The following is a 17,718-nucleotide window of genomic DNA, read 5'->3' as shown; positions in this document are numbered from 1 at the left end:
AAAACTGGAGCGGGCGAAGGGATTCGAACCCTCGACCCCAACCTTGGCAAGGTTGCATCAACTATCCCTCAGGTCTGCGCCATAGTTCGCTACTCTACGATTAAATCACTGATTATCAGTTTGTTTTCTACATAAAACTACGCTAGAGCGATCCTAGAGGAAACCCACATTTTTCTCTTTTGGTGGACACCATGTGGACACCAATTCGAGGGCGGGATCGCCCGGAGGTCGCAAGAAAATGGCGGAAGAAAAATCGGTCAAGCTGACGAAAACGGTCGTCGATGCAGCCGGCGCGCGCTCGGAACGCTATGAGATTTGGGATAGCGAGTTATCCGGGTTTGGTGTTCGCATAGCGACAACCGACCGAAAGACTTTCATCATTCGCTATCGCGCGGAGGGCGGTGGCCGCACCGCACCGCGCCGGTTCATGACGGTCGGCCGCTTCGGAACCCTGACGGTGGAGCAAGCCAGAAGGAAGGCAAAGGAACTGCTCGCCGCCGCCACTGTCGGCGATGATCCTGCGAACAAGCGCAACGCAAAACGGGCCGAGATGAAGATGAGCGGGCTGGTCGACCGCTATGAGAAGGAAGGCTGTTTCATCCAGCGCGGCAAACGCCAGGGCCAGCCGATGAAGCCCTTGACCAAGAAATACACCATCGCTCGGCTGCGCCACCATGTCGTGCCGCTGCTCGGCCACAAGCGCGTGACGGAAGTCAACGCCGCCGATATCGAGCGATTCTTTCGCGATGTCGAAGGTGGCAAGACGGCGAAGAATGAGAAGACGGGGCCGCGCACGCGAATTATCGTCAAGGGTGGCGCTGGTGCGGCGCGCAAGGTGTTCCGCGATTTGTCGGCCGTGTTCAGCTTCGCCAAGCGACATGAGATCGTCGTAGCCAACCCCTGCGAGAAGGCGGTGGTGAACAAGTCCGACAACAAGCGCACACGCTTCCTCACACTTGAGGAAGTCGCGCGCCTCGGTGCGGCCTGTGACGCATTGGAAACCGATGGCATCAACATCAAGGCGCTCAACATTACCCGGCTGTGGGTGTTGACTGGCTGCCGCCGCAATGAAATCGCGGAGTTGAAATGGGATGAGGTCGATCTGGAGAATGGCCTGCTCGTTCTCGACGACAGCAAGACCGGCAAGTCGATCCGTCCGCTCTGCCTCGCGGCGGCGATTTTGCTCAAAGGCATCGAGAAGGTGGACGGCAAGAATTACGTATTCCCCGCCGATGAAGGTGACAGCTATTTCCAGGGCACCAAGAACGTCTGGCCGAAGATCGTGAGGAAGGCCGAACTGTCCGGCGTCACCCCCCATACGCTGCGTCATACGGTCGGCGCTACGGCCACTTCGCACGGCGAGGCGCTGGCGCTGACGGGCGCGATCCTCGGCCATGCAAATCTGCGCTCAACGATGATCTATGCCCATGTTCAGCATGATCCATCGGTGAAGGCCGCCAATCGCGTAGGCCGTCGTATCGCCTCCGCGCTGGCCGGTGAAACCAAGTCCGCTCCCCGCAAGCGGCGCAAAGCGGCCGAGCCCATTCCGATCAAGGAAGTGGCTCCTGCCAGCAATGGCTTACTGCCCGCCGCCGAATGGGATGCGTTGACCGAGCTTGCGGCGTTGCCGCCTGAGGATAAGGGGTTCCTCGCTTCGGCGAGCGATCCAGCGCTTGTCATGTTAACGAAACGGGGATTCGCCCAAACACACGCCGGCCCAAGTGATCTTCTGGCATGGTGGCAGATTACTCCTATCGGCAATGCGCTGATTAAATCGCATACCGACCACAAAGCGGCCGCATAAATCACCGTCTGATATAATCCCGATGCAATGGCCTGTGCAGCCCACCTCACATCAAATCGCAATCCATATCCCCCCCTAGGGGATAGGATAGCCTCCATGCCGCGTTGGTGTTAAGCAGCACAAATGCAATCGCTCTCCGACCTGCTCCAGCAAAGTGCCGCTCATGCGTGGCTGTTCGTCCCAACCGCTATTCTCTTGGGGGCATTGCACGGGTTGGAACCCGGCCATTCCAAAACAATGATGGCGGCGTTCATCATCGCGGTCAGGGGGACAGTGCGACAAGCCGTGTTGCTTGGCCTTTCCGCAACCATTTCCCACACGGCAGTTGTCTGGATTGTGGCGCTGGGCGGTATGTGGCTGTTTGGCGGCCTCAACGCCGAAGCCACCGAATCCTATTTCCAATTCGCATCGGGCGTGCTCATCGTCGTAATCGCCGGGTGGATGCTTTGGCGCACGCGCCGCGAGCAAATCGCCGGTGAACACTATCATCACCCTGACCATGACCATGGCCATAAACATCATGGCAATCACCATCCTCACGGTCACGATCATCATCATGAGGAACCAAGAGAAGCCGAGGAACGCGGACTGGAAATTGCGACCGGCGGGTTCATGGACGCGCATGAGATGGAACATGCCGAGGATATTCGTCGCCGCTTTACAAACCAGAATGTCACCACCGGCCAGATCGTTCTGTTTGGGCTGACCGGCGGACTCATTCCCTGTCCCGGCGCGATCACGGTGCTATTGCTCTGCCTCCAGCTCCAACGGTTGACACTTGGCGCCGTGCTGGTCCTGTGCTTCAGCATCGGGCTTGCCATCACGATGGTTGCATCGGGCGTGATCGCGGCGGTGAGCGTGAGGCAAGTGTCGAAGCGTTGGAGCGGCTTCGGTGAGATCGTCCGCAGAGCGCCTTATGTATCGGGCACTGTCATCCTCGTTGTTGGTCTCTATGTGGCGTTTCACGGATGGCAAGCATTGCCGCGCTGAAGCAAGGAGCGAACGATGAGTCATGCTGCCAATCCTGACCTGATCAATCGCCTGAAGCGCGCGCAAGGTCATCTCGCCAAGATTGTGGAGATGGTTGCGGAAGGACGTGATGGTCTTCAGACGGCTCAGCAGATGCAGGCGGTAATCGCGGCACTCGACAAGACCAAGACATTACTGGTGCGCGATCATATCGAGCATCACCTGGAGGAACTGGTTGGCCCGTTGCCCAAGGCTACGCGCGACGAACTGGCGAAGCTCGGCGAATTGGCCAAGTATCTTTGATGTTTATCGCATTGCTAATTGCCTAGTGATCGCCACATGGCCGAGCGCTGCCGCCAACCCATGAGCGAGCTTCTGCGCATCGTCGTTGGCCCAGAAATGCATGAAGAACAGGCGCGGTTCATCGTCGAGCATATGGTTATGTAGCGCCGTCACCTCGATACCGTTCTCGCGCAGCGCCCTGAGCACCGGGTTCACCTCGGCGGCCGTAAGCACGAAGTCGCCGGTGATCGCGGCCTTGCCGCCGCCAGTCGGCTGGAAGTTGATAGCGATCGCCGCTCCCATTGCCGGTGGCAGCGCCATGCCGCCATCACGCGGCGTTTCGGCGCGGGGGATGCCGAACGCGTAGACACCGCCGCCGATCTTGCCCTTGTGGCCAAGGATGCGATCGAGCGCGGCGGTGTCGAGGTCGATTGTCTCGGACGCCGCCGGGCTTGCCGCAGCCGGGGCCGTCAGCGACGTGCCGCTCAGCGCCAGGGCATCGTGCAGCGCTTTTGCCAGTTGTACGGGATCGCCATGGCCCGCGATGTGCATGTACATGGTGTGCGGGTTGTTGCGCAGGAGATGGTTGTGGAGCGCGGTGATCTCGATGCCCCCGGCGACGAGTTTCGCCATCACCGTGTTCACTTCGGTGTCGGTGAGCACGAGATCGCCCATCACCATCGCTTGACCCTGGCCATGTCCGACGAAGGCCAGCCAGGACCCGAGCGCCAGCGCGGGCTTTAAGCTCACACCGTCGAGCGTCACGCTGAGATCGCTGCGCGGCAAGCCGATACGATAGACCCCACCGGGCATCTCGGTGCCGGCCTTGCCGATCGTGGCTGCGACCGCCTGCGCCCAAGGCTCGGCCGCCTGCGCCCGGGCGCCAAGCGCCAGAAGACCCGCCAGGCTGAATGCGATCATGGTTTTCATTTTCGTCTCCTCGAAACGGAAGCTCATTGAATGGCGCCCGACAGATAGAGCGCCACGCCAATAGCGGACGTGACAGCCAGCGTAGGGATCATGCCGGCCTTGAACCGGAACACAGCGATCGCCGCGCCCGCCGCGAGCAGCAGCGCGGGAATCTGGAGAGAAGCCGCTACCGGAATATCGAAAGCGAGGCCCGAGAATCGGACCTGATGAACCTCGCGAAACAGCGTATGGATCGCGAACCAGATCGCCAGATTGAGGATTACGCCGACCACGGCGGCCGTGATCGCTCCCAGCGCAGCCGAAAGTGCCCGGTTGCCGCGCAGCCGCTCGATGAACGGCGCGCCCGCGAATATCCACAGAAAACAAGGCATAAACGTCACCCAGGTCGTGAGGATCGCGCCGAGTGTGGCGGCGAGGAGCGGCGGCATCGCGCCCGCATCACGGAACGCGGCGAGGAAGCCGACGAACTGCGTCACCATGATGAGCGGCCCCGGCGTCGTCTCGGCGAGTCCCAGGCCGTCGAGCATCTCGCCGGGCTTGAGCCAGCCATAGGTGCCGACCGCTTCCTGCGCGACATAGGCTAGCACCGAATAGGCGCCGCCGAAGGTCACGACCGCCATCTGGCTGAAGAAGGCCGCGATGTGCGTGAACACATTGTCCGGACCGGCCAGCGCGAACAGCAGGATCAGCGGCGTCAGCCACAATATGAGGAATGCTCCCGAAATCTTGAGCGACCAGGCGAGATTGGGCCGGGCATGGTCGGGCAATCCCTCACCGAGTGCGGTATCCTTGTCGTGGACGACATCGCCGCTGGCCAGCCCATGTCCGCCGCCGCCCTGGAAGGCAGCGATCCCGTTGCGCCCGCCGAGGTAGCCGATAATGGCGGCAGTGAAGACGATCAGCGGAAACGGGGCATCGAAGAAGAAGATCGCGACGAACGCCGCTGCCGCGAGCCCGCGCATCACATTATTCCTGATCGCACGCGAGCCGACGCGCACCACCGCCTGGACAACCACCGCGAGCACCGCCGCCTTGAGACCGAAGAACAGGCCGGTGATCGCCGGGGCATGACCAAGCAACACGTAAAGATAGCTGAGCAGCAGAATCGACAGAAAACCGGGGAGCACGAACAAGGCTCCCGCGACCAGCCCGCCCTTCGTCTTGTGGAGCAGCCAGCCGATATAGGCCGCGAGTTGCTGCGCCTCGGGACCGGGAAGCAACATGCAATAGTTGAGCGCGTGCAGGAAGCGCTCCTCGCCGATCCAACGCTTCTCGTCGACAAGGATGCGGTGCATCACCGCGATCTGCCCGGCTGGCCCGCCGAAGCTCAGCGATGCGATCCGCGCCCAGACCTTGACGGCCTCGCGGAAGGAGACGCCGTGATCCTCCGGCAGTCTCGCCATATCGGCTGGGATTTCCACGACCAACCCGCTCATGACCGCACCTTGCCCTTGACGCGCGCCTTGGCGGGCTGGTGCGATACCCAGTTGTGGGTCTCGTCGGTCGCATCGCGGCACCAGCGGAAAAAAGCATCATAGAGCAGCATCCCGGCTTCGAGCTGTTCCTGATCGTCTGCGAACATGCGCGACAGGCCGAGCGATGCGGCCAGCAGGCCCGCCGATTCCGGTACGAGATCGGGGCGACCCGTATCGGCCCCGCGCACGATCGGCGCGAGACGCGTTAGCGGCCCGTAGCCGCCAAGGCCGAACGCCTCGACCATCACGTCGAAGGTGCAGGACTCGCCGCGATGGCTCCATGTCACGCCAGCGCCTTCGATATCGAAGGGCGCGGCGGTGAAGCGCTCGGCGACGCCCTCAACTTCGGAGGGTGCGACGAAGAGGAATATCGCGCTCGGATCGACGAAGCGGCGGATCAGCCAAGGACAGGCGATCCGGTCCACCTTCGGCCGACCACGCGTCACCCAGATTGTACGGCCTTCCGTATCGCGCGGAGGCAGGACGGTTTCCGGCACCATCGGCAGGCCGGCAGCAGCCCAACCGGCAACGCCGCCTTCGAGCGCCTCCGCCGAAACCCCTTCATGGCGCAGGCGCGCTGCGACGCCCTGGCTGAGCGAGCCACCGTCACGGCAGGCGATCACGGCAGAGCGACCGCGAAACGCCGCCGCCCACGTAGTGACATCGACCGCGGATCGCCGCAATGTTCCGGGAACGAGCAGCGGTTCGGCCGCGAATACTTCGTCCGGCCGGACGTCAATGAACGCTGGCCCGGTCGGGATACCGATCAGGCGAGCGAGCTTATCCGATGAGATCGTGTTCAAAACAGGCATGATGCGTCCTTCCAAGAAGTAGGACGCGATTCTTCAGCCTGTCGCCTCGTGGGGAGATCGCGTTCCCCATGCCCGACAATAGATCGCTGATGCCAGATCGAGTCAATCGCAAAAGAACATGCCCTACCGCCCACTCACCGGATTGCCCTGGCTGCGAGAGGCTTGATCGGCTCGCTCCGCGTAGCGAAAATACTACGATGCGCGATACTTGCGCGCTTCCGGCTAACTCTATAGCGTGATGCCGGTGGCTCGCCTGATTCAATTTCCGCCATTTCGGCTCTGCTCGATGCTTTGCATCGCGCTGACGCTCGTCTTTGCGGGTGTAGGCATGACCAGCATCGTCGATCGCTTTCAACATCAAAATGATGTGAGTGCCGATCACGAACATCTGCCGCTCAGCATTATCGCCTCAGACATGAGCGATCATGGTGATGGGCATTCGGATACTACGAACCCGGATGATGCCGGAAGCGTGCCCAATCATCAGTCCGGTGCTGGGCATCACCATCATGGCGATGCGGGATCGTCGTTGCCGGCTCTTGGATCGCAGGGCGATTCTGGGCTTTTCCAGGCATCATTGTCTCAGCCTCTTACGGCTGACGACCGATTGCCTGATATCCTGATTTACGGGCCTGAACGGCCGCCTAAAAACATCGCAAATCGCATCTAGAACCGTCGCGTCGAATTAGGCGCGGCTTATGCCACGCCTGTTCGTGAGGCCGATTTGTCATGTTTTCAGTTATCATTACGCGCCCGTCGGCGCGTTTGCGGCGCGCGCTTGCGATAAGCGCGGCGTTCGCGGCCCTGTCCGCTCCATCCATCGGAGCGGCGCAGGAACTTAGCCTATCCGACGCTCTGTCGAAGGTCGCAACTGGCGACCCCACGGTGGCGGTAAATGCGGCCCGCCTCCAGGCGGCTGAGGCCGCTGTTACTCAGGCCGATGTGCGACCGCGCGATGTCATCGGCGTTGACGCCGAGGATTTCGCGGGCACCGGCCCCTATTCGCCCATCGAACGGTCACAGACGACCGCATGGTATGAGCGGACCTGGGAACGGGGCGGCAAGCGGGAAGCCCGCATTGGCGCAGCCCGCTCGGAGATCGGTGTCGCTTCGACACGCAATCGCCTGCGGATGCTGGACTTGCTGGCACAGGTCCAGGCCACATGGGTCGAAGCCCAGGTAGCGGAAGCCGAAATCTCCATCGCGGAGCAACGACATACCGAAGCCCTGCGCGTTGAGGCGGAGGTAGGCCGTCGCGTCGGGCGCGCGCTCGATCCGCTGTTTTCCGCTGAACGCGCCCGGACAGCCGTGGCGCAAGCGCGGATCGCTCTCGATCAGGCGCGCGAAAGAGCACGAATTGCCCGTGCCGCGCTGGCCTCATATTGGGGGGGAACCGCCGACTACAGCCTCGATGACGCAGCTTTCGCCACGTTCACGGCGACGCCAGCGGATGCCGAGAACAGTCCTGACCTCGCACTGCTCAGCGCCGAACGGGACGCCGCCGGGGCACGAATTCGGCTTGCTGAAACTGGTAATGTCAGTGATCCGACTGCCCGCGTTGGCGTCCGCCATTTTGGTCAGGGCAACGATGTCGCGATCATGATCGGCGGATCTATTCCGCTGGGTAGCCGCACAGCCAATCGCGGCAATGTTCTGCGTGCCAACGCCGAGGCCCAGGCGGCCGAAGCAGAGATCGCCGTCACGCGCGTCCAGATCGAACGAGAGGTCAACCGCCTCGTTGCCGAACGAGCCGCGATCGTTGCCGAGATCACACGAATAGATCGAGAGGTGCTGCCAAGCGCCCGGCGTGCGGTGACGCTGGTTCGTGACGGCTTCGCGCGTGGCGGCACCGCCTTCACCTTTCTCGAAGTGAACCAGGCCCAGCAGGCGCTGTTCGATGCGCGCTCCCGCCGTGTTGAACTGCTGCGCAGCTTCCATCTCTCGGGTGCCCGCCTCGACCGGCTGACCGGCCGCCATGTTTCCCTGCTTTCCAATGCGGAGAACCGCTGATGAAACGATCCTTACTTTTCGCAAGCTCGCTGCTCGCGCTTACCTTGCTCGCAGGATGCGGCGAACCCAATGCCACCAACGAGGCGGCCGAACCCCAGGCGGCCGCTGCCGCCGACGACTATGAACGCGGGCCGCATCGCGGGCGCATGCTGCGCGATGGCGATTTCGCGGTCGAGATCACTATCTTCGAGGATGGCGTCGAGCCGGAGTATCGGCTCTATCCCTACCGGGACGGTAAACCGCTTTCACCGAGCGAAGTCCGGCTCACACTTGAGCAGAAGCGTCTTGGCGGCAAGGTGGACCGTTTCGCTTTCCAGCCGCAGGAAGATTTCCTGCGCGGCAATGGCGTCGTCACTGAACCGCACTCCTTCGATGTGAAGGTTCGCGCTGTCGAAGGCGGGCGAACACACAACTGGTCCTATGCTTCCTATGAGGGCCGCACGACGATTTCGGCCGAGGCTGCGCGGGCCGGAGGCGTGCAGACCGAGCGTGCGGGTTCCGCCAGTGTAGCTGAGCTAATCGACATGGCCGGCAGGATTGAAACCACGCCGGAAGGTCGGGCCGAGGTGCGAGCGCGCCTGCCCGGACAAATAGTGTCGATGTCGGGCCAGTTGGGACAAGCGATCCAACGCGGACAAACCCTGTTCCGGGTTGAATCCAGTCATTCGCTGCAAACCTACACGGTGTCCGCTCCGATCAGCGGCGTCATCGTCGAAAAGAACGCGAATGTCGGCGATACCACCGGCGATCGAGCAGTAATCGTGATCGCCGATCCCACAAAACTTCATGCCGAGTTCTTCGTGTATCCGCGAGATGCGGAACGCGTCCGCGTCGGGCAAAGCGTGCGGGTGCGCAACCTTGCTGGCGACAACAGCTTTCAGGGCAGGGTGGAAGCGGTGCTGCCAACGGCGGACGTGGCGAGCCAGACGGTTATGGCACATGTCGAAGTGCCGACGTCCCTCAGTCGCGGCTTCCGACCTGGAATGGGCGTCGAGGGATCGTTTGCCGTTGCCAAGGCGCAAGTGCCTCTGGCGGTCCAGACGAAGGCGATCCAGCGCTTCCGAGATTTCGAGGTGGTCTATGCGAAGGTCGGTAACACCTATGAAGTGCGAATGCTGGAGGTCGGGCGGCGCACGCCCGAATGGACCGAGGTGCTGGGCGGCCTTGAGCCGGGCACCGAATATGTAACCGACGGCGCTTTCCTTATCCGTGCCGACATCGACAAGTCGGGGGCCAGCCATGACCATTGAGAACGAAACGCCTGTGCGTTCCGAGCTTCTCGAACGCCTCATCTCGGGCGCGATCCGCTTCCGCTGGGCAGTGCTCGCCATCGTCGTGCTACTGTGCGGTATCGGCGTCTGGGCCTTCCAGCGCCTGCCGATCGACGCGACGCCCGACATCACCAACGTCCAGGTACAGATCAACAGCGAGGCGACCGGCTTCTCGCCGCTTGAATCAGAGCAGCGCGTAACCTTTCCGGTCGAGACGGCGATCGCCGGCCTGCCGGGCCTCCAATATACGCGCTCGGTGTCACGCTATGGTCTCTCCCAGGTGACGGCGGTGTTCGAGGATGGCACCAACATCTATTTCGCGCGCCAGCTCATCAACGAGCGGCTCCAGACCGCACGCGACCAGCTTCCCCAAGGCGTCATCCCGGAAATGGGGCCGATCGCGACCGGGTTGGGCGAGATCTTCATGTATACGCTGGAGGCCGCGCCGAACGCCCGCAAGCCCGATGGCAGCCGTTATACGCCAGAGGATTTGCGCACGCTTCAGGATTGGGTGATCCGGCCGCAACTCCGCAACACGCCCGGCGTCACCGAGGTCAACAGTATCGGCGGCTATGAGCGGCAATATCATGTGACGCCGCTGCCCGACCGGCTCTCGGCCTATGGCCTGACGCTCAATGATGTGGTCGATGCGCTCGGCCGCAACAATGCCAATGTCGGTGCAGGCTATGTCGAGCGCTATGGCGAGCAATATCTGGTCCGCGTGCCGGGTCAGGCTTCGGGCATCGACGATCTCAAGTCGATCATTGTCACCAATCGCGGCGGCGTGCCGATCCGCATCGCCGATGTGGCCGATGTCGGGATGGGCGAGGAGTTGCGGACCGGAGCCGCGACTGAAAACGGGCAGGAAGTGGTGCTCGGCACCGTGTTCATGCTCGCCGGCGAGAACAGCCGGGTCGTCGCCCGCGCGGCAGCCGCACGGCTTGAAGAAGCGGCCAAGGCACTGCCGGCGGGCGTGAAGGCCGTGGCGATCTATGACCGCACCGATCTTGTCGAACGGGCGGTCTGGACTGTCGAGAAGAACCTGCTCGAAGGCGCGCTGCTCGTCATCGTCGTGCTGTTCCTGCTGCTGGGCAATATCCGCGCGGCGCTCATCACGGCGGCGGTCATTCCGATCACCATGCTGATGACGATCACCGGGATGCTCCGCGCGGGCGTATCGGGCAATCTCATGAGCCTGGGTGCGCTGGACTTTGGCCTCATCGTCGATGGCGCGGTTATCATCGTCGAAAACTGCCTGCGGCGATTCGGCGAGGCGCAGCACCGATTAGGGCGTCTCCTCGAACGCGAGGAGCGCTTTGCGCTTGCGGCATCGGCCACGTCCGAGGTCATTCGGCCCTCCCTATTCGGGATGCTCATCATCGCGCTGGTCTATGTGCCGATTTTCGCGCTCACCGGCGTCGAAGGAAAGATGTTCCACCCAATGGCGATCACCGTCGTCATGGCGCTCACCTTCGCGCTGATCCTGTCGTTGAGCTTCGTGCCGGCGGCGATCGCGCTGTTCGTTACCGGCAAGGTCGAGGAGAAGGAAAGTCGCCTCATGGGCTGGGCGCGCAAACTCTATGCGCCTGCGCTCGATACCGCCTTGCGGCTGCGGGTCGCGTTCATCGCGGGTGCGGTGGCGCTGGTCGCCATCGCAGGCATTGCCTCGACGCGTATGGGATCGGAGTTCGTTCCCAATCTCGATGAGGGCGACATCGCACTTCACGCACTGCGCATCCCCGGCACCAGTCTCAGCCAGGCGCTAGAGATGCAGACCACGCTCGAAGCGCGATTGAAGCGATTCCCCGAAGTCGAGCGGATCGTCGCCAAGATCGGCACTGCCGAAGTGGCGACTGATCCGATGCCGCCGTCGGTCGCCGACACCTTTATCATACTCAAGAATCGCAGCGAATGGCCGGACCCGCGCAAGCCCAAGGCCGAGCTGGTCCGCGAGATGCGGGAAGCAGCCGCCGCCATCCCCGGCAATAATTATGAGTTCACCCAGCCCATCCAGATGCGGTTCAACGAGCTGCTGTCGGGCGTCCGGGCCGATGTGGCGATCAAGGTGTTTGGCGATGATCTCGATCGCCTTCTGGAGATCGGCCAGTCGGTCGAAGGTGTGGTGAGCGGGATCGAGGGCGCTCAAGATGTGAGCGTCGAACAGGTGACAGGCTTGCCTGTCCTCCAAATCACGCCTGACCGGGCGGCGCTAGCGCGACTTGGTCTTAACATTGGCGATATTCAGGATGTGGTGGCCGTCTCGATCGGCGGCCGGGAAGCCGGCCAAATATTCGAGGGCGATCGTCGCTTTCCGGTAATCGTGCGATTACCCGAGGACATCAGAAGCAAAGCCGACGAAATCGGGAGGTTGCGAATTCCGTTGTCAGGCGATGGCACCGGTCCGCGGGGGTTCGTGCCGCTTGCCGATGTGGCTAAAGTCGAGGTTGTAATCGGCCCGAACCAGATCAGCCGCGAGGACGGCAAGCGGCGTGTGGTCGTGACCACCAATGTCCGAGGCCGCGATCTCGGCTCGTTCGTTGAGGAGTTGCGACAGAAGGTCGATGCGGAGGTTGAAGTCCCTTCCGGCTATTGGGTAAGCTATGGCGGTACGTTCGAGCAATTGATCTCGGCGGCCGAACGGCTGCGCCTGGTCGTGCCCGCCGCACTGCTGCTGATCTTCGGGCTCCTCTACGGGTTGTTCCGATCCGCCAGGGACTCCGCCATCGTCTTTTCGGGCGTGCCGCTGGCGCTGACCGGCGGCGTGGCGGCGCTGCTGATCCGGGGAATGCCGCTGTCGATCTCGGCGGGCGTCGGGTTCATCGCACTGTCGGGCGTGGCGGTGCTGAACGGCGTGGTGATGCTGAGCTTCATCCGTCAACTCCGCGCCACCGGCAGCGATCTTGAGGACTCGATCCGCGAAGGCGCGCTTACAAGACTGCGACCAGTGCTGATGACGGCGCTGGTGGCAAGCCTCGGTTTCGTGCCGATGGCATTCAACGTCGGCGCGGGCGCGGAGGTTCAAAGGCCGCTGGCGACGGTGGTGATCGGCGGCATCATCTCCTCGACGCTGCTGACACTGCTTGTCCTGCCCGCGCTCTATCGCCTCGTTCACGGTCGCGAAGCGCGCCCGGAAGGCGAACATTCATCCCCCGATACGGCTCCGGCGCAAGCCTGAGTCAGCCACTCCCACGCGCCACATGCCCCCCGGCGCGTGGGAGACCGGAAAGGAGTTTTTCATGAGTCTCTACGCAACCATTTTCGAGAACGCCTTGCGAAACAGGCTGAGTCTTACGCTCGGCATTATCGCGCTGACTTTCTGCTTCGGTTTCGATGCCTTTGCGCACGGCGTGGCGGAAGGTGATCAGGGCTATATTCAGGAAAGCAGCGGCGTCCTGTTCATGCCCTTCGTCTATCTGGGCGCCAAGCACATGGTCACGGGATACGACCATCTGCTGTTCCTGTTCGGCGTGATCTTCTTCCTCTACCGGATGAAGGACATCGGCCTTTATGTGACGTTGTTCGCGATCGGTCATTCGACGACGATGCTATTTGGCGTCCTCACCGGGATCAGCGCCAACGCCTATATCATCGACGCGATCATTGGTCTGTCGGTGGTTTACAAGGCGCTCGATAACCTGGGCGCATTCCAGCGCTGGTTCGGCTTCCAGCCCAATACGAAGTGGGCGACGCTGATCTTCGGCTTCTTCCACGGCTTTGGTCTGGCAACCAAGATTCTTGAGTTCGAGATTTCGCCGGACGGCCTGTTTGCGAACCTGATCGCGTTCAACATCGGCGTCGAAATCGGCCAGCTCCTCGCGCTTGCGGCCATTCTGATCCTCATGGGCTTCTGGCGCCGGACGAGCAGTTTCCATCGCCACGCCTACGCCGCCAACGTCGCCCTCATGACTACCGGCTTCATCCTCGTCGGCTACCAGCTCACCGGCCTCGCGGTCGCGTAACAAGGAGTAATGCAAATGTTCAATTCCCAGATGCCCCGCCTCGAAGATTTGCCGACTTCAAAGCAACTCATCCGCTCCACGATTATCGCCGCCGCGACTGCGGGAGCCATCCTGGCCGTTGTGATCCTGCCTTCCGAATATGGGGTCGATCCAACTGGTGCCGGCAAGGTGCTCGGCCTGACCGAGATGGGCGAGGTCAAGATGCAACTCGCCGAGGAAGCCGCTGCCGATGCAGCCGCCGATGCCGCGGCCAGAGCGGAAAATGCGCGCGCACTCGTTGTTCAAGCGGCCAATGGTGGTGCGCAATCGACATCAGCTCCCCCAGCAGTGTCGAGCATGGTTGCCGGCCGCAACGACACGACCAGCCTGACGCTGGCGCCGAACGAAGGCGCGGAGATCAAGCTGACAGCCGCAAAAGGCGCGCGGATCGCGTTCGACTGGTCGGTTGAAGGCGGGCACGTCAACTTTGACACGCACGCCGATGCACCGGGCATCTCTTACCACGGTTATGGCAAGGGCCGGGAATCGACAGGCGAGCAAGGTGAATTGGTTGCGGCGTTCGACGGCAAACACGGCTGGTTCTGGCGCAACCGTTCCGGTGCCCCCGTCACGATCACGCTTCGCACTCAGGGTGAATATAGTGAGGTCAGGCGGGTTGTCTGACGCCTCCACCTCTCGTCTGAATCGTCCCCGCCGCGCTGCCCGACCTGTGCGACGTGGCGGGGCGGCAGGTGCTTTGTTAAATGTGCGAGGGCATTCTGCTGCCAAATGTCGAGTTGATAACGCTGGGCTATCCTGGCCTCTTTCTCACCGCGCTGGTCGCCGCGACACTACTGCCTGCCCAATCGGAATTGCTATTGCTGGCGATGTTGGCCTCGGGCCGCTTCGATCCGCCTTTGCTCCTTCTCGCCGCATCGATGGGCAACGTGCTGGGTTCGACGATCAATTGGGCGTTGGGGCGCTTCCTGGCGCATCATCGCGGCGCGCGCTGGTTTCCGGTGACGAAGACCGCAATGCTAAAGGCGGAGCGGCGCTATCGTCGGTTCGGCGAGCTTTCCCTGCTGCTGTCGTGGCTGCCGATCATTGGCGATCCGTTGACCTTGATCGCCGGCTTTCTGCGCACGCCGCTTTCGCGTTTTCTCCTGCTCGTCACCATCGCAAAGGCCAGCCGTTACGCCGTCCTGATGGCCGCTCATGGCTATCTGACGGCATGACCAGCCCGCTAAACCCCTAAGATCGAACGAGGTTCTGATGCTCTCTGTATTGGCCAACCGAACCTATCGCCACCTTTTCCTGGCGCAGATCATCGCGCTGGTCGGCACCGGCCTCGCCACGGTTGCGCTCGGCCTGTTGGCCTATGACATCGCCGGGGCCGATGGAGGCGCCGTGCTTGGCACGGCAATGGCGATCAAGATGATCGCCTATATCGGCATCGCCCCGATCGTCGGCGCTTATGCGAGCCGCTTGCCGCGCCGCAGCTTCCTCGTGGCGATGGACGTGATCCGCGGGCTGGTCGCGCTCGCGCTGCCGTTCGTGGATCAGGTGTGGCAGGTCTATGTTCTGATCTTCGTGCTGCAATCGGCATCGGCCGGCTTCACGCCGACCTTCCAGGCTACCATCCCCGACGTGCTGCCCGAGGAGAAAGACTATACTCGGGCGCTGTCGCTCTCGCGCCTTGCCTATGACATGGAGAGCCTGACAAGCCCGATGCTGGCCGCAGCTCTGCTGACGGTGATTAACTTCCATTGGCTGTTCTCGGGCACGGCGATTGGGTTCGCCTGCTCGGCGCTGCTGGTGCTGACGACGGTTTTGCCTCGTTCCACAGCCGTCAAACCCAAAGGCGGCATCTATGACAACACGACGCGCGGCGCGCGGCTTTATCTGAGGACGCCCCGGCTACGCGGGTTGCTGGCGGTCACGCTTGCCGCCGCCGCCGCGAGCGCGATGGTGATCGTCAATACGCCGGTGCTGGTGCAGGCCGCGCTCGGACTTGGCCAACGGGAGGTGGCGATCACGCTCGCCGCTTTCGGTGGCGGCTCGATGTTGGCCGCTTTGCTGCTGCCGCGCGTGCTCGACAGGCTGCCTGATCGAACGGTGATGCTTGCGGCGGCTGCGGCGATGACCGTCGCGCTCGCTGTGCTTGCCCTGGCCTGGCATCGCCATGCTTCGCCCAATAGTTGGGGTGTGATCGTCGCGGGCTGGTCTGTGCTGGGCATAGCTTATTCTGCGAGCATCACACCTGGCGGCCGCCTCCTGCGCCGTTCATCCGGCGAGGACGATCGCCCAGCACTGTTCGCCGCTCAGTTCGCGCTGAGCCACGTCTGCTGGCTGGTCGCATATCCGCTTACGGGTCAGGTCGGGGCAGCGGACGGCATGGGGGCGGCGCTCGCTGCGTCCGCTGTGCTGGCGCTGGTCGGCACGGTGATCGCGTTCCGTATCTGGCCGGTGGATGACCCCGAAATTCTCGCGCACGCCCATGACGATTTGGCACCGGATCATCCACATCTCGCCGAGGGGCACTCGGACGGGGTAGCCAGCCACGCCTTTGTGATTGACGAACTGCATCCCCATTGGCCCCTGAGATAGCAGTGGGCCAACCCATGCTGTTTGATACCTACGACTCTTGTCATGCTTCTTCGGCGTTAAGCTGGGTATGTTGCCCTCGCACAGCATGGCTAAAGGCAGTCTCCAAGACATCGCGTGGTGATGGAAGTTCGATGGCGGCTTGCGCAGAATGCAGGCGATCCAGTGATTGAGTTGCGCCAGCTTCGTTACCTAATTGCAGCGGCCGAAGCGGGCAGTTTCAGTCGTGCGGCGCGTGTATTGAACATCAAGCAGGCCACGCTTAGCCGCCAGATTCTCGAAGTGGAAAAGCGATTGGGCATGACTCTGTTCGATCGCAAGACCCGTGGAGCTACCCTGACACCGAATGGTGAGAACTATCTGCGCACGGCTCAGCGCATCGTGAGAGAATTTTCAGAGCTTAATGCTTGGGTTCGAGCGGTTAATAACGGGCACGCCGGCAAACTCACCATTGGGTTTTATACCTCGTTCTCCGCAGGCAATTTGCGCGCGACCCTGCGTGAGTTCAGCGAACGCTATTCCAATGTGAAATTGCATGGTTTTGAACGTGACCGCGATATGCTGTTGACCGGAGTTGAGAACGGACTGCTGGACATCGCGATCATGATCGGTGAGGCGCAATATTCTGGACTTCAGAGTCGCCCACTCTGGAGCGAGCGCATTCTAGTGGCGATGCCAGAAAACCATCCGCTTGCAACACGCGAACGCATCTATTGGCCCGATCTTGTCGGCGAGCGGTTCCTGCTGACAGAGCGAGACCCCGGACCTGAGACGCGCAACATGCTCCTCGGCAAGCTCGGGATGCCGGGCTACTCACCGGAGATCGACATGGACGACATCGGGAGAGATACCGTTCTGAGCGTCATTGCGTTCGGCGGGCACATCTCGATCGTCGCGGAATCCGCACTCGGCATCCATATCCCCGGCGTGGTTTTCCGCGAGGTCCACGAGGGCAACGGGCACACACGTATTGGGTTCTCGGGCTATTGGCGCGAAGATAATGAAAATCCGGTGCTGCGCCGTTTTCTTGAGTTCGTCACCGCCCGCTATTCGCTGCCGTCTGTGCCTGGGCCGCAACCACCGTTTCAGCAACCGGGAAAGGAGCCGTCATGACGCCAGGAAAGACACTCATCATCGTGCTGGTCACGCTCATCATCGGGTTCGGGGCGGGCTTCGTCCTCCGCCCGTTGATCGCGCCCGTCAAGCGGCCGGCGATTATCTCCGGTCCGGCCGCTACCCCGACGCCAGCCGAGCCGCGCGGCACCCAATATTTCGCGGCGCATCTCGATGAAGCGCGGCAGGTCGTGGCGCAATGCGCGGAAGGAACGGCGCGCGGCAACGAGTGCGCCAACGCCGAGCAGGCCGTGATCGAAGCGGAAAGCCGGGAGCGTTTCAAGAAGTTCATGGGCAACTGACGGCAGCAGCGCGCTCATTTCCCCTGCGCGCGGTGCCGGCGAAAGGCGCGGTCGGTTTCCATGAAACGGGTGAGCATCGGCGCGACCAGCTTGTCGGGCGGGACCGGCGCTCCCCCGGTCTCGGCCGCGAGCGCGGCGGCATAGGCTTGCAAGTCGCGATGCACGGCGGCGGGCAGCTCCACGGAGAGCTTGACCGGCCGATCGTCGG

Annotated in this window: 17 protein-coding genes; 13 read left to right on the top strand and 4 right to left on the bottom strand. The window is 62.2% G+C overall.

The genetic code is table 11. From position 1 onward, the window contains the following. Positions 1–238 precede the first annotated feature (238 nt). From AX735_RS03725 to AX735_RS03715, 3 genes are all read left to right on the top strand, one after another. Entirely contained in the window at positions 239–1,804 is a 1,566-nt protein-coding gene (locus tag AX735_RS03725; RefSeq protein ID WP_066275807.1) for a tyrosine-type recombinase/integrase, read from the top strand. A 123-nt stretch (positions 1,805–1,927) separates the two neighbouring features. Beyond that, positions 1,928–2,794 carry a nickel/cobalt efflux transporter gene (locus AX735_RS03720; RefSeq protein WP_066275803.1) on the top strand — a complete coding sequence of 289 codons (867 nt, stop codon included), beginning with the start codon at positions 1,928–1,930 and terminating at the stop codon, positions 2,792–2,794. 15 nt (positions 2,795–2,809) lie between these two features. Beyond that, the gene (locus AX735_RS03715) at positions 2,810–3,076 is read left to right on the top strand and encodes a metal-sensing transcriptional repressor (protein ID WP_066275799.1); all 267 of its coding nucleotides are present in this window, start codon (positions 2,810–2,812) and stop codon (positions 3,074–3,076) included. A 3-nt stretch (positions 3,077–3,079) separates the two neighbouring features. On the opposite strand, the gene AX735_RS03710 is transcribed toward AX735_RS03715, so the two are convergent. Genes AX735_RS03710 through AX735_RS03700 form a run of 3 tightly spaced genes read right to left on the bottom strand, consistent with a single transcriptional unit; the run spans position 3,080 to position 6,272 of the window. Next, positions 3,080–3,985, bottom strand: a complete 906-nt coding sequence (locus AX735_RS03710; protein WP_066275813.1) for a DUF1259 domain-containing protein — start codon at positions 3,983–3,985, stop codon at positions 3,080–3,082. Positions 3,986–4,008: 23 nt separating this feature from the next. Beyond that, positions 4,009–5,421: a chromate efflux transporter gene (gene chrA / locus AX735_RS03705; protein ID WP_066275796.1), complete on the bottom strand. Its 1,413-nt coding sequence runs from the start codon at positions 5,419–5,421 to the stop codon at positions 4,009–4,011. Further along, positions 5,418–6,272 (bottom strand): chromate resistance protein ChrB domain-containing protein, encoded by an 855-nt coding sequence (locus tag AX735_RS03700; protein ID WP_066275788.1) that lies wholly within the window; start codon positions 6,270–6,272, stop codon positions 5,418–5,420. Before AX735_RS03700 ends, chrA begins: the two co-directional genes overlap by 4 nt. 244 nt (positions 6,273–6,516) lie before the next feature. Between AX735_RS03700 and AX735_RS24865 the strand changes: the two genes are divergently transcribed. From AX735_RS24865 to AX735_RS03655, 10 genes are all read left to right on the top strand, one after another. Next, a complete protein-coding gene (locus AX735_RS24865; protein WP_156447404.1) occupies positions 6,517–6,942 on the top strand; it encodes a hypothetical protein in 426 nt (141 codons plus the stop codon). Between the two features lie 59 nt (positions 6,943–7,001). Then, positions 7,002–8,282 (top strand): TolC family protein, encoded by a 1,281-nt coding sequence (locus tag AX735_RS03695; protein ID WP_066275782.1) that lies wholly within the window; start codon positions 7,002–7,004, stop codon positions 8,280–8,282. Then, complete coding sequence (locus tag AX735_RS03690) at positions 8,282–9,532, top strand: efflux RND transporter periplasmic adaptor subunit (RefSeq protein ID WP_066275776.1); 1,251 nt, start codon at positions 8,282–8,284, stop codon at positions 9,530–9,532. Before AX735_RS03695 ends, AX735_RS03690 begins: the two co-directional genes overlap by 1 nt. After that, positions 9,522–12,728, top strand: a complete 3,207-nt coding sequence (locus tag AX735_RS03685; RefSeq protein ID WP_066275772.1) for a CusA/CzcA family heavy metal efflux RND transporter — start codon at positions 9,522–9,524, stop codon at positions 12,726–12,728. The genes AX735_RS03690 and AX735_RS03685 overlap by 11 nt, the downstream gene beginning before the upstream one ends. 61 nt (positions 12,729–12,789) lie before the next feature. Beyond that, positions 12,790–13,512, top strand: coding sequence for a HupE/UreJ family protein (locus AX735_RS03680; RefSeq protein ID WP_066275766.1), 723 nt, complete (start codon positions 12,790–12,792; stop codon positions 13,510–13,512). 15 nt (positions 13,513–13,527) lie between these two features. After that, positions 13,528–14,175: a transmembrane anchor protein gene (locus AX735_RS03675; RefSeq protein WP_066275760.1), complete on the top strand. Its 648-nt coding sequence runs from the start codon at positions 13,528–13,530 to the stop codon at positions 14,173–14,175. A gap of 80 nt (positions 14,176–14,255) precedes the next feature. After that, positions 14,256–14,726, top strand: coding sequence for a YqaA family protein (locus AX735_RS03670; RefSeq protein ID WP_066275752.1), 471 nt, complete (start codon positions 14,256–14,258; stop codon positions 14,724–14,726). A gap of 37 nt (positions 14,727–14,763) precedes the next feature. Next, entirely contained in the window at positions 14,764–16,098 is a 1,335-nt protein-coding gene (locus AX735_RS03665) for an MFS transporter (RefSeq protein ID WP_066275750.1), read from the top strand. Positions 16,099–16,218: 120 nt separating this feature from the next. Further along, positions 16,219–17,208 carry a LysR family transcriptional regulator gene (locus AX735_RS03660; protein WP_231750008.1) on the top strand — a complete coding sequence of 330 codons (990 nt, stop codon included), beginning with the start codon at positions 16,219–16,221 and terminating at the stop codon, positions 17,206–17,208. Then, positions 17,205–17,510, top strand: a complete 306-nt coding sequence (locus tag AX735_RS03655) for a hypothetical protein (RefSeq protein ID WP_066275742.1) — start codon at positions 17,205–17,207, stop codon at positions 17,508–17,510. The genes AX735_RS03660 and AX735_RS03655 overlap by 4 nt, the downstream gene beginning before the upstream one ends. 14 nt (positions 17,511–17,524) lie before the next feature. Here the strand turns inward: AX735_RS03655 and AX735_RS03650 are convergent. Beyond that, positions 17,525–17,718 (bottom strand): DUF2274 domain-containing protein (locus AX735_RS03650; RefSeq protein WP_066275739.1); only part of this gene is annotated, 194 nt, incomplete at its 5' end.

The sequence above is a fragment of the Blastomonas sp. CCH1-A6 genome, from assembly GCF_001556365.1.
In the GTDB taxonomy this organism is placed as follows: Bacteria; Pseudomonadota; Alphaproteobacteria; order Sphingomonadales; family Sphingomonadaceae; genus Blastomonas; species Blastomonas ursincola.
This window is presented reverse-complemented; position numbering and strand designations above follow the sequence as displayed.